This window comes from Pseudomonas sp. SED1 (genome assembly GCF_034044025.1).
GTDB lineage: Bacteria > Pseudomonadota > Gammaproteobacteria > Pseudomonadales > Pseudomonadaceae > Aquipseudomonas.
This window is the reverse complement of the sequence record NZ_JAXCIS010000116.1, coordinates 1-14,370: the sequence shown is the minus strand read 5'-3', so window position 1 is coordinate 14,370 and position 14,370 is coordinate 1. Positions and strand designations below refer to the sequence as shown.

Here is a 14,370-nt window from a genome sequence, read left to right as displayed (position 1 = left end):
AACGAGCCACCACCATAGGCTTGAACAATTAGCGGAAAAACAGGCTTCAGTTCTGTTTAGAATGGACTCCGGAGTCCTTAATGGGTAAGCGTATGGAAAGCCTGAATGCCATCGGCGTATTTGTTGCGGCGGCTGAAGCCCGCAGCTTTGTCGGCGCGGGCAGGGCGCTGGGCATCTCGGCGTCGGCGGTGAGCAAGAGCATTGCCCGGCTGGAGGCAAAGTTTGGTGTGCGGCTGTTCCATCGCAGCACCCGCAGCATCACCCTCACGGCCCAGGGCACGCAGTTTGTCGAGCGCTGCCGGCGGGTACTCGCGGAACTGGAAGTGGCGGGTGAAGAACTGTCGCAAACCCTTGCCGCGCCCCAGGGACCGCTGCGGGTTGGCCTGCCGATGATTGCCCGGCCGTTCCTGGGGATGTTCGGTGAGTTCCAGGCGTTGTACCCGCAGATCCAGCTGGACCTGGATTTCAACGACCGTCTGGCAGACGTGATTGCCGAAGGTTTCGATGCAGTGATCCGCAGCGGTGCGCCGAAGGATTCAGGGTTGTCGGCACGCCCACTGGGCACTTATCGAATGTTGGTCGTTGGCTCCCCGGATTATCTGGCTCGGAACGGAACGCCGCGTTGCCCGGAAGACCTGCACGCACATCGCTGCATCCATTTCCGCTTTCCTGCCTCCGGCAAACTCCAGGCCTGGCAGATGCGCCGTGACGAGCGCGCGCTTGAACTTGAGCTGCCGCGCTCGATGATCTGCAATTCGGTGGAAGGGCGCATGGAGCTCGCCGTGCAAGGCCAGGGCATGACTTATGCAGCGGACTTCGTGGTACGCGACGCGTTGGCAGACGGGCGTCTGGTGGAGGTGCTCGGGGATTACACCTGGGAGGGTGGCCAATTCAACCTGCTGTGGCCGTCGGGGCGACAGGTGCCGCCCAAGCTGCGGGTGTTTATCGAGTTTATTGTTGCGAACATGCCGTTGGTGCGTGGAGCGCCTTAGCCCGGCATCGCACTGGTTAAACCACCACTGGTCGACATTTCCCATGTTGATGTCGATTAAGCGCCTGATGGATCGACTACAAGCACAACAACCCGTCGAATCAGGAGAGTGATCATGTCTTACGTAGATGGCTGTGTCATCGCGGTGCCCACCGCAAAGCGCGAACAATTCATCCAGCACGCCAAAGCCGCCGCCGTGGTGTTCAAGGAACACGGTGCGCTGAATATCATCGAGTGCTGGGGCGATGACGTGCCCCAGGGGCAGGTGACCTCGTTTCCCATGGCGGTCAAGCTCAAGGAGGATGAAACCGTGGTGTTTTCCTGGATCGTCTGGCCGTCGCGGCAGGTGCGTGACGTCGGGATGAGCAAGGTGATGGAGGACCCGCGCCTGAAGGCGGACGTCAATCCGATGCCGTTTGATGGGCAACGGATGATCTATGGCGGGTTTGAGATGATCCTCAACACTTGAGGCCAGGTGTTCACGGACTGCAGCTGTAGTCCGATCGCCTGTTGCAGGGTAGGACCGACGATACCTCCGGTGCAAGACCAGTACGAAAACTCCGCAAAACAAGGACATGACGCGATTTGTCTGACAGAACCGTCGGGTAGACAACCCGGCGGGGTGGGCTAAGTTCAAGGCGCCTCCCATGACGGGAGGTCTTCAATCAAGGAGTGACTGAAATGAACAAACCCCAGACTCAACTCAAGCATGGTCGCGTCGTGACCCCGGCCAGCCGTGGCGCGGTAGCGGTAGAACGCGGGCTGCTGGAAGGCTGGCAAGTCAACGAAATGGAAGGCGGCAAGAACTTCCCGGCCCTCAACGCAGGCCCGTTTCCGGCGCCTTACGAAACCGACGATCAAAGTGTCACGCCACCCGCTGACGGGCACATCCTCAGCGGCGGCAAAACCGACGCCCGCGACTGCGTCAACTTCACCGACGAAGAAATGGGTAAAAAGCTCAACACCCCGTTTAACTGGCCGTTACTGAATGTTGAAGCCGGCCAGGTGTTCAAGGTGCAGTGGGCTTACACCGCCGCGCACGTAACCCGTGGCTATCGCTGGTTGATCACCAAGGACGGTTGGGACCCCAAGCAGCGCATCAGCCGCGCTCAACTGGAGGCCAAGCCTTTCTTTGAGGACTTCTACACCCAGGTGCCGTATTACCAGCACTCGGCAGAATTGAAGGCCAAGGTTGAACATCAAGTGACATTGCCCAAGGGCAAGAAGGGCCGGCATGTGCTGGTGTTGATGTGGATCGTGGCCAATACCGGCAATGCGTTCTATCAGGCGTTTGACGTCGATTTCAACTAGCGGCAACTGAACCTGGAGGAACAACATAATGTGGCGAGGGAGCTTGCTCCCGCTGGGCTGCGGAGCAGCCCTAAAAATCAGGGGCGCTTCGCACCCCAGCGGGAGCAAGCTCCCTCGCCACAGGTGTTGCGTTCAGCACAAGATCAATCAGCGCTGGGCCAACCAGTAATCATGCAGCGCACGGGCCGCAGGTTCGATCGCTGCTACTCGTTGCTGATGGGCATCAACATCCAGGTCTGCCGGCAGTTCGAAGTTGTCCTGCTCGGCGCACCAGGAAATCTTCTCCAGTTGCCCGGCCTGTTCGGCGGGCAGCTCTGGCCAGTTGCCAATGGCGGCGCCACGGATATAGCCAAAGCACCATTCTTCCGCCAGGGTCAGTGGCTGGTCCTGATGCTCGGTTTCTTCGAAACGCGCTTTAAAGCCTTGGGCATCGGTCGCCAGTTGCGTGGCGATGGCGTTCATATGCCGCACGCACAGTTCAAGGAACTGCCCGGCTTCTTCCGGGCTTTCCCAATCCGGGTTCTGCCCGCCAAAGATCCCCGGGAACCATTCGGCAACGTCCACTTGGGCAGGGCTTGAAACCAGTGCGGTGAAGTAGCCGTCAAGTTCGGCCAGGTTCAGCACCGAATGGTCGTCGCCGTACTTGAGCAGCGTTTCGTCGATGAACTCGAAATCGGCGGGGGCGAGGGGTTGGTCGTGCATGGGCATATCCTTTGTGCGTAGAACGCCGCTGATGGGGCGGCTTAAAGCGCGGAGGATGGCGCGTGTCGGGGTTTTAATCCAGCTTCTTCAACGCTTTTCCCACATGACGCACAGCTTGCTCATGCACATCGAACCCGCCACCGCGAGGATGATAGGCACCAGGAAGTCATGGTCGATGCGGGTGAATTCCGCCACCAGTACAATCGCCGTCAACGGCATGCTCATGCTCGATGCCAGGAACGCCGCCGCACCGATGATCGCGAACGCCCCCAGGGGCACGCCGGGCCACAGCAGGTTCCAGGCGCCACCGAGGATGATCGCGAGCAACGCGCCGTTGGCCAGCGCCGGGGTCAACAGGCCACCTTCGGCACCGGCGCGCAGGCTGCTGGCGGTGATCAGCACCTTGACCACCAGCAGCACGGCGGCCAGGGCGATGGTCAGCTCGTTGTCGAAGCCCAACTGCGCCGGGCCCTTGCCGTTGCCGAGGATTTGCGGCAGGAAAATCGCCAGGCCACCGATGAGGGTGAAGTTGATCAACGACAGCACCGGCAGTCGCCAGCCACGGGCGGCGTTGCTGCGGGCAGCGCCGGTCAGGCGGGTGAACCCGTAGGCGGCGAGGCCAAACACCGGGCCGCAGATCAATGCCCAAGCGATCAGGCCCGGGCTGAGCACGAAGTGCGGCACCACGTATTGCGCCTCAGCCCCCAAGCCAATCCAGGCCACCGATGCGCCGATGGCCGAGGTGGCCAGGGCAATCACGGCCGCCGGCCAACTGAACACGCCCACCAACACTTCGAGCACAAACACCGCGCCCCCCAGCGGCACGTTGTACACCGCCGCCAGCCCGGCACCCGCGCCGCACGCAACAATCAACCGATGCATGTCCGGCGCCAGGCGCGCCCGCTGTGACAACCAGGTGGCGGCCAGCGCGCCGACTTCCCGTGGCGCCACTTCACGGCCCAAGGGCGAGCCGAGGGCCACGGTGATGATTTGCAGCACGGCGTGGGCGAGGGTGGTCTTGGGCGGCATGATCGGCGCGTCGGCCGAGACCGCTTGCTTGATGCTCACCAAGGGGCGGCCATAACGGTAGATCAACCACCAACCCACGCCGGCTATCAGGCCGCAGGTGATCAGCACCAACACCCGGCGTTCGGGGGCGGCGGCGGTGACGCCGAGCAAAAAGGTTTCATGGCTGATCAGGCTGTCGAGGCTGTAGCCGTAGGCCAGGTGCTGGATTCCGTGCAGCAGCAAGGCGAGGAGCATGCCGCCCAGGCCGGCGCCGATGCCGGTGAAGATGACGACGAGGGCAAGAATCAGCAGCGAACGGGTTTTTGAGGGCATGAAGGGTCCAGGGAGCCGGGTTTTCCAGCCCGATTCTATAGCGCAATGGTGACGCCATAGCCCCGAGATGTAATGCAACTGCGCGAACTGGCCTTCCACAACATTGCATTACGTTCAGATTACTTTAACGGCCCGGCCAATTGCCTGAATCGGACCTGTCGGCCTGCCGGTTTTCGATCCGCCCGGATTTTCCAGGGTCAGCTCAAACAGCTGGTTCGGCGCCAGTGGCGGGAGTTTGTCCAGCGGCACCGACAACGTCTGCCCGGGCTTGACCAAGCCCAGCGACACGGGGCCTTGCCAGTCTTCGCCCTTGGTCCAGAACTGCAAGGTCTTGTCCGCCGGCACTTCCATGACGCCCAGTGGAATCAGCTGGATTTCCTGAGTGTTACTCGCCTGGATCACCCAGCCCGGCGCCTGGTTTTGCGGGGCTACCAGCACCACCACATAAGCGGTCGGGTTGATGGCAGCCGTACGGGTCAGTAGCAGCGTCGCCAACACCAGGCTTGCCGCGATGCCGGCACCGGCCAGCCCGCGCCACAGGGCCAGCCGGTTCCACCACCAGACGGGCGAATCGTGAGTGGCTGAATGCCCCAGGCTGCGCTCGATGCGTCGCCATAAATACACCGACGGCGTTGCGGGCGCGGCCTGTTCGGTCAATGGCAGCAGGCGCTGCTCCCAGGCGTCCACCGCTGCGCGCAACGCGGTGTCGGTTGCCAGGCGTTGTTCTACCTCGGCACGCTGCTCGGCGGGCAAGGTGCCGAGCACATATTCGCTGGCCAGTTCATCGATGCTGTTCATGCCATGCACTCACGCAATGCCGCGAGGCTGCGTTTGATCCACGCTTTCACGGTGCCCAATGGGGTGCCGAGTTTGTGCGCGATTTCGCTGTGGGAATAACCGTCTACATACGCATGCAGGATGCAGTTGCGGCGGGCCGGGTCGAGTTGTTCGAGGCAACTGTAGATCCGCCCCGAGCGCGCCTGATAGTCGAAGGGGTCGGTGTGCTCTGCGCTTTCGTGCTCTTCGCTGAGGGGCACTTCGCGTCCATTGCTGCGCACGGCATTCAGCGCCAGGTGCCGGGTCACGCTGTACACCCAGCCGCGGGCCGAGCCCTTGTGCGGGTCAAAGCTGGCGGCGCCCTTCCAGATCTTGATAAAGGCGTCATGCACGATGTCTTCGGCCACCGCCTTGTCGCGCACGATGCGCAAGGCGACCCCCAGCAGCCGGCTGCTTTCCTGTTGGTACAGTCGGCGCAAGGCCGGTTGTTCGCCACGGCCGCAGGCCAGCAGGCATGCTTCATAGTCAAAATCGGCTTCAGGCAAAGACAGGGCTTCCTGGTGGATGCCCCGGCGGTAAGCCCGGGGCGCTTTCGCAGCAGCGTAGACGAGTTTGGTTAATTGGCCGCCCAGAAGATGTAGTCAGCCTGGTACTTCACCACTGCCTGCTTGCCCTTGTTGGCCGCGGTGCATTCGGTGCTCGGAGCCACGCCACCCTTGAGGGCGACCCGCTGAATGTAGGCGACGCCACTCATCGCGCCCTTGCCTTCGGCGGGGTTGGCCTTGACCAGTTGATAGGGCAGGTTGCCGGGGCTGGACGGCGCCACCGCCAACTGGGTGCCGGTGACTTTCGAACCGTCCTTGGCCTGCCAGGTGGCCGGCGGGCCGAAGTAGCTGCCGACCTGCTGGCCATTGCGGTCATTGAGCACGGCCTTGGGCCCGACGAAAAACCATTCGGTCTGGCCGGCAGCGTTGGCCTTGTCGCGGCACTCGTAAGTGATTTCGCCGACCCCGGTGGTTTCCATTGCCACCTTGTGACCGTCCGGCACTTTGATGCTGTCGGGTAAACCGGTCTGGGCAAAGGCAGTCGGTGCAGCGGCGAACAGGCAGGTCACGCAGAACAGGGCTTTGGCGTTCATCGGTGTCTCTCCGTAGGGGCAGCAAGGCGCTGCTACCTGTACTACCCACGACACGCGAAAACGGATGCAGCGATTAGAAAATAAATCAGCAAGGGCGCACACTGTGGCCCCCGCACTACCAGAGGAGCGATTGGCAATGACCGGTGTTCACACGTCTGCTCAACAGGGTTTCTCTACTCAGGCCGTCACGTACGCCCAAGGCCGGCCTGACTATCCACGGCAACTCACGGGTTGGCTGACCGATGCCCTGCAAATCAATCCCCAGTCCACGGTCATCGACCTGGGGGCCGGCACTGGCAAGTTCACCCGCTTGCTCAGCACCGTGGCGCCAACGTTGATTGCGGTCGAGCCGGTGGAGGCGATGGGCGCGCAGTTGAAGAAACTGCTGCCGGATGTGCGCCTGCTGTCGGGCACCGCCGAAGCCATCCCCCTTGAAGCGGCCACCGCCGATGCGCTGGTGTGCGCCCAGGCATTCCACTGGTTCTCCACGGAAGCGGCCCTGGCGGAAATTCACCGGGTGCTCAAGCCGGACGGCCGCCTTGGGTTGATCTGGAATGTGCGGGATGAGTCGGTGGACTGGGTTGCGGCGATCACCGAGATCATCACGCCCTACGAGGGTGACACCCCGCGTTTTCACACCGGGCGTTGGCGCGAGGCGTTCACGGGTGAGTATTTTTCCGCCCCCGAGATGACCTGCTTCCCCTACAGCCATGTGGGCAGCCCTCAGGAAGTGATCATGGATCGCTTTCTCTCCGTGAGCTTTATCGCAGCGCTGCCGCCGACGGAAAAAGCACGGGTGACCGAGCAGTTGCAGGCGCTGATCAACACGCATCCGGCGTTGCGCGGTCGTGAGACGGTCGCCTTCCCGTATCAGACCCAGGCCTACCGCAGCCAGCGACTGGCCAGAAAGGCATAAAGTCAGAACGTTTTGATATAAGTGGTTATAAGAAAAATCGCTATGCTGCGGCCAGAATTTTATAAGGCCGCAGGTAGTTGTAATGGATGTAGGTAATTTTGGTTTCTCGATTGCTGGCCTGATTGTTGGATTTATCGTGGGTATGACCGGTGTCGGCGGTGGTTCGTTGATGACGCCGATCCTGCTCTGGTTCGGCATCAACCCGGCCACCGCCGTGGGCACCGACCTGTTGTATGCCGCCATCACCAAGTCGGGTGGTGTGCTGGTCCACAGCAAGAATCGCAACATCGACTGGACCATCACCGGCTGGTTGACCCTGGGCAGCGTGCCTGCGGTATTGCTGACCTTGTGGTTCCTCAAGAGCCTGGACACTGATCCGGCGGCCTTGAACGCGGTCATCAAGCAATCCCTGGGCGTGGTGTTGCTGCTGACGGCCACGGCGATCCTGTTCAAGAACAAGCTGTTGGCCTTCGCCCAGCGGCATGCCGGCGACGACTACAAGATGGCGCCGCGCAACCTCAATGCGCTGACCATCGTTACCGGCGCGATCCTCGGCACCATGGTTGCCCTGACCTCCATCGGCGCCGGCGCCCTGGGCACCGTGGCGCTGTTTATCCTGTACCCGTTCCTGGCTACTAAGCGCCTGGTGGGCACTGAAATCGCCCACGCCGTGCCGCTGACCCTGGTCGCAGGCCTCGGCCACGCGAGCATGGGTAACATGGACTGGACCCTGCTGGGCTTCCTGTTGCTGGGCTCGCTGCCGGGGATTTATGTCGGCAGCCACATGGCCGGCAAGGTCCCGGACGGGATATTGCGTCCTTGCCTGGCGTTCATGCTGGTGATGATTGGCTTCAAGCTGGCGCTTTAACGCGCTGGCCCATTGCCGATCTGCCATACAAACGGCGGCTCGGTGCCATTGATCACCCAGTCGCCGACAATCCGCGCCTTGTAGATCACCGGGTTGTGGGACGACACCGTCCGTGCGTTGCGCCAATGCCGATCGAGGGCTTTGCCCTGGCGCACATCCGAAGCCCCCAGCGCGTTGAACAGTTCAGTGGTGGCGCGCTGGATCAGTTCCGAGACCACCACCTGCGCCGTGGCTGACTCAATCTCGGCCGCCACGTTGGCTTCGCGCTCGACGGCATCGTCCCCACCAAACCGCGCCACATAAGCCCACTGCGCCGGAACCGCGGCCTTCAGCGCGCTGGCTTCGGCGGCATACACCAGTGCTGCGACTTCGCCCACCACCTGCTGTATCTGCGAATCCTGGCTCACATGGGCCGCATTGCCGTGGCTGTAGATCCGCTTGCGGCTGCGCACCTGATGCGTCACATCCTTGAGGGCCGCGCGGCCGATACCGGCCAGGGTGGCGAGCAGTACCAACTGGTAGAACGCAGTCTGGTATTTAAAGCGGGTAGCAAAGTCGATGACGTTTTCTGCCTCCACCACCGCATCGGTAAAACGCGAGGTACCGCTGCCGGTGGTGCGTTGGCCAAAGCCGTCCCAGTCATCGCTTTGCACCACGCCGGGCTGGCGGGTGCGGGTGGCGGCAATCACGTCGCCGCCGGTGTCGCTGCGTTGGGCGTAGACGTCGATCCAGTCGGAAAACAGGCTGCCGGTGCTGTAGAACTTCTCACCGTTGAGTTTCCATTTATCGCCGTCGGGGCTGACTTGAGTGACGACATCGCCGATGGCCACGCTGCCGATTTCGGTCCAGGCGCAGCCGACGATGTCGCCGTCGACAAAGCGTTTGAACCAGATGTCCCGCGCTGCGCCAGGTGCGGTGTTCAGGCGGTCTTCGGCAAACGCGAAATGCCCACGCAGGGCCTGGGGCACGTTGGAGTCGGCTTCGGCGAGCTCGATCAGCAGTTCAAACAGCTGGGGCAGGGAAGCGCCGCCACCGCCGTATTCCACCGGAACGCGCACGGCGCCAAAGCCGGCTTGCTTGAGCCATTGGATCGGCTCGTAGGGCAGGGCGCGGGTGTGTTCGCGTTCTACGGCACCCTCGGCGATGCGCTGGAAAATCGGGCGGAAGCGTTCGGCCAGGGCGTGATAATCGACGCCGGTGGACAGTGGATTGATCACGTGGTGTTCGGTCATGGGGACGGTTCCTGGGCAGTTGGACAATGGAGCTATTGCACGGTCCATGCCGGGTGCCAACGACCGTGTTTGCGGGCGCGGGGCGGATTCAACTGTTGCTGCGGCAACAGCAAAACGACAAACCACTGCAATCCATGACACCTTCCCGCAGGTTGCTTTTCGCCCATTTCCGCGCGCCAGGCCACTTGGGCCGGGCTTCTCACGGTCACTGGCACAGTTGCTGCTCCCTACGCTGTACATGCCAATCCGCGAGGTACAGTCCGATGAGTCAGCAAGCCGTTAAATTTGCCTACTGGGTGCCCAACGTCAGTGGGGGGCTGGTGGTCAGCAAGATCGAACAGCGCACCCACTGGGGCATCGACTACAACCGCAAGCTGGCGCAATTGGCCGAAGAAGCCGGCTTCGAATACGCCCTGACGCAGATTCGCTTCACCGCCGGTTATGGCGCTGAATACCAGCATGAGTCCGTCGCGTTCAGCCACGCGTTGCTGGCGGCCACCACCAAGCTCAAGGTAATCGCGGCAATCCTGCCCGGCCCTTGGCAACCGGCGCTGGCGGCCAAGCAACTGGCAACCATCGACCAACTCACCAACGGCCGCGTCGCCGTGAATATCGTCAGCGGCTGGTTCAAGGGTGAGTTCCAGGCCATCGGCGAACACTGGCTGGAGCACGACGAGCGTTATCGCCGCTCCGAGGAATTCATTCGCGCCCTGAAAGGCATCTGGACCCAGGACAACTTCACCTTCCGCGGTGATTTCTACCGCTTCGACAACTACAGCCTCAAGCCCAAGCCACTGGGCGAACCGCACCCGGAAATCTTCCAGGGCGGCAGTTCACGGGCCGCGCGTGACATGGCCGCGCGGGTGTCAGACTGGTACTTCACCAACGGCAACACCCCGGAAGGCATCAAGGCCCAGGTGGACGATATTCGTGCCAAGGCCGCTGCCAACCACCATTCGGTGAAAGTCGGGGTCAACGCGTTTGTGATCGCCCGCGACACCGAGGAAGAAGCCCGCGCCGTGCTCGCGCAAATCATCGAGCAGGCCGACCCGGAAGCCGTCAATGCGTTTGGCGACGCTGCGAAGCAGGCCGGCAAGGCATCGCCGGAAGGCGAGGGCAACTGGGCCAAGTCGACCTTTGAGGATCTGGTGCAATACAACGACGGCTTCAAGACCAACCTGATCGGTACCCCGCAACAGATCGCCGAGCGCATCGTCGCCTTGAAAGCGGTCGGCGTGGACCTGGTGCTGGCGGGTTTCCTGCATTTCCAGGAAGAAGTCGAGTACTTCGGCCAGCGCGTGTTGCCGCTGGTGCGCGAGCTGGAAGCCAAGGCCGGGATCAAGCAAGTCGCCTGAACACCACCACCGCCGCACGCAATTTGTTATTGCCGAACCGGCACATTCGCTCGAACTCCCCGTGGCTGACCGGCAAGTGCTGACAGTCCATGGGTTGGCGGTGCTGGCTGTGGTCGACGTCCGGGTCATGCAGGTAGACGAAGTCTTCGTCGCAGTCGGTGACGATCACCCAATGGGGCGACTTGGAGCGGGTCAGCCGGTAGCTGCTGATCAACACCAGCGGCTGTCCACCGTCGCGCAGTACCTGGGGTAGATCCAGCGGGCCGCCGAGTACTCGCTCAACGTCACTCAAGGCCAACTCTTCCTCGAAGGCGTCATGCACCAAGCGCATGACGTCTTTTTTACGCGCATCACGCACTCCGTCGAGAAACAACGGCCCGCTGACGTTGACCTGCATGCGTACCCGAAAGCCCCGGCGCCAGGCGGCAAGTGCCAGGCCTTGGGGGCTGCAACCGCCATGGCCGGCGGTCATGAACACGGTGGTTGCTTCGCGCCAGATTTGCAGTTCTTCCCGGCGCTGGGCCACACGCGCAGGTTCCAGGGCACCCATGGCCATCAGCAGGCTGGCGGCGCCACAGGTGAAGTCGGTGGTCTGTTGGTAATAGGGCACACTCAAGGCCCGCGCGTCCTGATGCTGGAGGATGCGTTTCTCCAGGCGCAGTGCCGGGGCGTGGTCTTCGTAGTAGTCGTTGATCAGGGCAAAGCGCCGATAGCCGTTGCGCTCGTACAGGGCGATGGCGCCGGGGTTGTCGGTGCGCACTTCCAGGCGCAGGTAGGCGCAGTCATGTTCTACGGCGCAGGCTTCGATGCGCGTCAGCAGTTGCTTGCCCAGTCCCAGGCCCCGGGAGGACTCGGCGATGGCGATGGAATACAGGCGCGCCAACGAGGTGCCCCGGTGGAACAGCACCAGGGCGTAGCCCAGCAAATCGTCATCTTTTTCTGCCACCAGCAGTTGCCCGTGGGCGCGGCTGACCATCCACTGGAAGCTGCGGGTGGAGAGCCGGTCCGTGGTGAAACAGTGCTGTTCCAATGCCACCAATGCAGGCACGTCATCGGGTGTTGCAACGCGAAAGGAAAGAGCCATGTGACCGCCGTAAAAGTTGCGTAACGAAACGGGACTTCTCTAAAAGATCGTGCTTAATAGAAAAGGTCTAGTTCTCTAAAGCGGATCAATCAATATGTCAGCGGTACAAGGTCATTGGCGTGAAGTATCCGAGCAAACAGTGGCGGCGACAATAACTTCCAACGGTTATTTTTCCAGCCCTCCCAAGAGTGCAAGTCAAGTCGTGATCATTGTCGAGCGCAAGGAAGACTGGGCGTCGTACTTTCCCAGCGAAGACATCGTCACCGCCCAGGAATACCTTGAGCAAACCCGGGAAAGCGAGACGGGCAAGCGGGTCCAGGTGATCAACCTGTGCCGCAGCTACAAGTACCTGGGGCACGGTTACTACTGCTCGCTGCTGGCCGAGGCGCGGGGCCACAAGGTGATTCCGTCGGTGCGCACCATCAGCGAGTTGACCAAAAAATCACTGTATGGCCTGGCCCTGGATGACCTGGATAAAACCCTCGACAAAGCCTTGAGTCACCATCTCTACAGCAACACAGAAGGCTTCACCCTGACACTTTACTTTGGCCGAACCAATATTGAACCCTTGCAGGATTTGGCCCGTCAGTTGTTTGAAGCGTTCCCTTGTCCAATCCTGTTAGTTGAGTTTCGCAAGAATAACGGCTGGCACATCGAAGGCATCAAGTCTGGCGTATTGCACAAGTTGCGCGATGACCAGGAAGATCAGTTTGCCAACGCGCTGGACAACTTCAGCCGCAAGATTTGGCGCCAACCGCGCTCCCGACGTTTGGCCCGCTACGACCTGGCGATCCTGCATGACCCGCAGGAACAATTGCCGCCATCCAACGCCCGCGCTCTCGAGAACTTTGTACGCGTCGGCAAGGGCCTGGGCATCGATGTGGAACTGATCGAACGCAAGGACTACGCCCGCCTGGCCGAATACGACGCCTTGCTGATCCGCGAGACCACCAGCGTCGACAACCACACCTACCGCTTCGCCAAAAAGGCCGAGAGCGAAGGGCTGGTGGTGATGGACGACCCTGCGTCGATCCTGCGCTGCACCAACAAGGTCTACCTCACCGACCTGCTGAAAAGCCACCAGTTGGGCATGCCCGCCACCGAAATTCTCTACAAGGAACGACCCGAAGACTTTGAACGGGTGGGCGAGCGCCTTGGCTTCCCGCTGGTGCTGAAGATCCCCGACGGGTGTTTCTCCCGTGGCGTGATCAAGGTCGAAAGCCAGCAAGCGCTGCTGACCGCCACCGCGGAACTGTTCGAGCATTCAGTGTTGCTGCTGGCCCAGGAATTTTTCTACACCGAGTACGACTGGCGCATCGGCGTCCTCAACCGCAAACCGATCTTTGCCTGCCAGTACTTCATGTCCAAGGGCCATTGGCAGATCTACAACCACAAGGCCATCGGCCAGGACATCAATGGCGAGTGCCGCACCCTGGCGGTTCACGAAGCACCCAAGGCCGTGGTGGAACTGGCGGTAAAAACCGCCAACCTGATCGGCGATGGCCTGTACGGCGTCGACCTCAAGCAATCCGGCGACAAGGTGGTGGTGATCGAGGTCAACGACAACCCCAACATGGACGCCGGTATCGAAGACGCCTACCTGCAAGACGACTTGTATTCCCTGGTACTGGAAGAGTTCGTACGACGCCTGGAGTTGAAGCGTCAAGGCCAGGTGTGGTGACGCGCGATGATCCAGCGCTTTGAATTAACCGATGGCAAGTTGTACAACAGCCTGGGGGACGGCGGGGATGTCTTGCTGTTCAGCAATCCGGACCCTCACGAGCGCAAGTACCTGCGCGACTGCTACAAGCTTGATGAGCACGCCCTGGCCTCGGCGCTCGACCCGGACGAAGTGTCCCGCATCGAGTTCCACCCCGATAACCTGTTCCTGATCTGGAAGCGCCCGGAAAACTATTCCGGCGGCGGCAACCTGGTGTTTGAAGTGTCGTCCTGCGGCCTGCTGTTTTCCGGGGACCAACTCTTGGTGATCGCCACCGACGACAGCCAACTCTCCGGGCTGGGCTCACGCCGGCCGTTACGCACGCCACTGGATGTGTTGCTGGACCTGCTGCTCAACAACATCCACCACTACCTGGGCCACCTCAAGGTGATCAAGATGATCGCCCGGGAGTTGCAGCAGCAGTTCAACGCATCGATGAGCAACCGCCACCTGATGCAGATGTTCAACCTCAGCGAAAGCCTGATCTATTACATCAACGCCTTGCACAGCAACGGCGCGGTGCTGACGCGCCTGCGTAACCATGGGGAAAAGGAGCATTTCAGCGCTGAGACCCTGGGCTTGATCGATGACCTGATCATCGAGAACAACCAGTGCTACAAGCAGGCGGAGATTTACTCCAACGTGTTCTCCGGGCTGATCGATGCCCGGGGCAACCTGATGAACAACAGCATGAACAACCTGCTGCGCAAGCTGACGTTGATCAACGTGGTGTTCCTGCCGCTGAACCTGATTGCGAGTGTGGGCGGGATGTCGGAATTCAGCATGATGACGGCGGGGACGCCGTGGTGGATTTCGTATCCGTTGTTTTTGGCAGCGATGGGGCTGGGGGCGGGGTTGATGGTGTTGGCGTTGAAGCGGATCGCGGGGAGTGGCGACAAGGCAGTTTGACTAAAATCTTGAATATCACTGAGGTC

Annotated in this window: 15 protein-coding genes; 8 read left to right on the top strand and 7 right to left on the bottom strand. The window is 61.3% G+C overall.

The window, feature by feature from the left end; translation table 11 throughout:
• The first annotated feature begins 92 nt into the window (after window positions 1–92).
• The 3 genes from SNL23_RS15025 to SNL23_RS15015 all read left to right on the top strand — a co-directional run bounded on the left by SNL23_RS15025 (window position 93) and on the right by SNL23_RS15015 (window position 2,302).
• Window positions 93–992, top strand: coding sequence for a LysR family transcriptional regulator (locus SNL23_RS15025; protein WP_318302637.1), 900 nt, complete (start codon window positions 93–95; stop codon window positions 990–992).
• A 114-nt stretch (window positions 993–1,106) separates the two neighbouring features.
• The gene (locus SNL23_RS15020) at window positions 1,107–1,460 is read left to right on the top strand and encodes a DUF1428 domain-containing protein (protein ID WP_258345444.1); all 354 of its coding nucleotides are present in this window, start codon (window positions 1,107–1,109) and stop codon (window positions 1,458–1,460) included.
• A 212-nt stretch (window positions 1,461–1,672) separates the two neighbouring features.
• Entirely contained in the window at window positions 1,673–2,302 is a 630-nt protein-coding gene (locus SNL23_RS15015) for a lytic polysaccharide monooxygenase auxiliary activity family 9 protein (protein WP_167664682.1), read from the top strand.
• A 147-nt stretch (window positions 2,303–2,449) separates the two neighbouring features.
• Here the strand turns inward: SNL23_RS15015 and SNL23_RS15010 are convergent, their stop codons facing one another.
• From SNL23_RS15010 to SNL23_RS14990, 5 genes are all read right to left on the bottom strand, one after another.
• Entirely contained in the window at window positions 2,450–3,004 is a 555-nt protein-coding gene (locus SNL23_RS15010) for a UPF0149 family protein (RefSeq protein ID WP_167664681.1), read from the bottom strand.
• Window positions 3,005–3,091: 87 nt separating this feature from the next.
• Window positions 3,092–4,345, bottom strand: coding sequence for a chloride channel protein (locus SNL23_RS15005; RefSeq protein WP_318302601.1), 1,254 nt, complete (start codon window positions 4,343–4,345; stop codon window positions 3,092–3,094).
• Window positions 4,346–4,459: 114 nt separating this feature from the next.
• Window positions 4,460–5,143, bottom strand: a complete 684-nt coding sequence (locus tag SNL23_RS15000) for an anti-sigma factor (RefSeq protein WP_318302600.1) — start codon at window positions 5,141–5,143, stop codon at window positions 4,460–4,462.
• Complete coding sequence (locus SNL23_RS14995; RefSeq protein ID WP_318302599.1) at window positions 5,140–5,667, bottom strand: sigma-70 family RNA polymerase sigma factor; 528 nt, start codon at window positions 5,665–5,667, stop codon at window positions 5,140–5,142. The genes SNL23_RS15000 and SNL23_RS14995 overlap by 4 nt, the downstream gene beginning before the upstream one ends.
• Window positions 5,668–5,738: 71 nt before the next feature.
• Window positions 5,739–6,260 carry a DUF3455 domain-containing protein gene (locus SNL23_RS14990; RefSeq protein ID WP_318302598.1) on the bottom strand — a complete coding sequence of 174 codons (522 nt, stop codon included), beginning with the start codon at window positions 6,258–6,260 and terminating at the stop codon, window positions 5,739–5,741.
• Window positions 6,261–6,396: 136 nt separating this feature from the next.
• On the opposite strand from SNL23_RS14990, the gene SNL23_RS14985 reads away from it, so the two are divergent.
• Together SNL23_RS14985 and SNL23_RS14980 are read left to right on the top strand one after the other, a co-directional pair.
• On the top strand, window positions 6,397–7,176 hold the full coding sequence (locus SNL23_RS14985; protein WP_318302597.1) for a class I SAM-dependent methyltransferase: 780 nt from the start codon (window positions 6,397–6,399) through the stop codon (window positions 7,174–7,176).
• Between the two features lie 82 nt (window positions 7,177–7,258).
• The gene (locus tag SNL23_RS14980; RefSeq protein ID WP_076013626.1) at window positions 7,259–8,044 is read left to right on the top strand and encodes a sulfite exporter TauE/SafE family protein; all 786 of its coding nucleotides are present in this window, start codon (window positions 7,259–7,261) and stop codon (window positions 8,042–8,044) included.
• Here SNL23_RS14980 and SNL23_RS14975 read toward each other — a convergent pair.
• On the bottom strand, window positions 8,041–9,276 hold the full coding sequence (locus tag SNL23_RS14975) for an acyl-CoA dehydrogenase family protein (RefSeq protein WP_318302596.1): 1,236 nt from the start codon (window positions 9,274–9,276) through the stop codon (window positions 8,041–8,043). The two genes, SNL23_RS14980 and SNL23_RS14975, sit on opposite strands and share 4 nt — an antisense overlap.
• Window positions 9,277–9,539: 263 nt before the next feature.
• On the opposite strand from SNL23_RS14975, the gene sfnG reads away from it, so the two are divergent.
• Complete coding sequence (gene sfnG, locus SNL23_RS14970) at window positions 9,540–10,631, top strand: dimethylsulfone monooxygenase SfnG (RefSeq protein ID WP_017475582.1); 1,092 nt, start codon at window positions 9,540–9,542, stop codon at window positions 10,629–10,631.
• On the opposite strand, the gene SNL23_RS14965 is transcribed toward sfnG, so the two are convergent.
• Window positions 10,615–11,715 carry a GNAT family N-acetyltransferase/peptidase C39 family protein gene (locus tag SNL23_RS14965; protein ID WP_318302595.1) on the bottom strand — a complete coding sequence of 367 codons (1,101 nt, stop codon included), beginning with the start codon at window positions 11,713–11,715 and terminating at the stop codon, window positions 10,615–10,617. The two genes, sfnG and SNL23_RS14965, sit on opposite strands and share 17 nt — an antisense overlap.
• Window positions 11,716–11,809: 94 nt before the next feature.
• On the opposite strand from SNL23_RS14965, the gene SNL23_RS14960 reads away from it, so the two are divergent.
• Together SNL23_RS14960 and SNL23_RS14955 are read left to right on the top strand one after the other, a co-directional pair.
• Window positions 11,810–13,396, top strand: coding sequence for a RimK family protein (locus SNL23_RS14960; protein ID WP_076013623.1), 1,587 nt, complete (start codon window positions 11,810–11,812; stop codon window positions 13,394–13,396).
• A gap of 6 nt (window positions 13,397–13,402) precedes the next feature.
• Window positions 13,403–14,344 (top strand): magnesium transporter CorA family protein, encoded by a 942-nt coding sequence (locus SNL23_RS14955; protein WP_318302594.1) that lies wholly within the window; start codon window positions 13,403–13,405, stop codon window positions 14,342–14,344.
• Window positions 14,345–14,370: the final 26 nt, after the last annotated feature.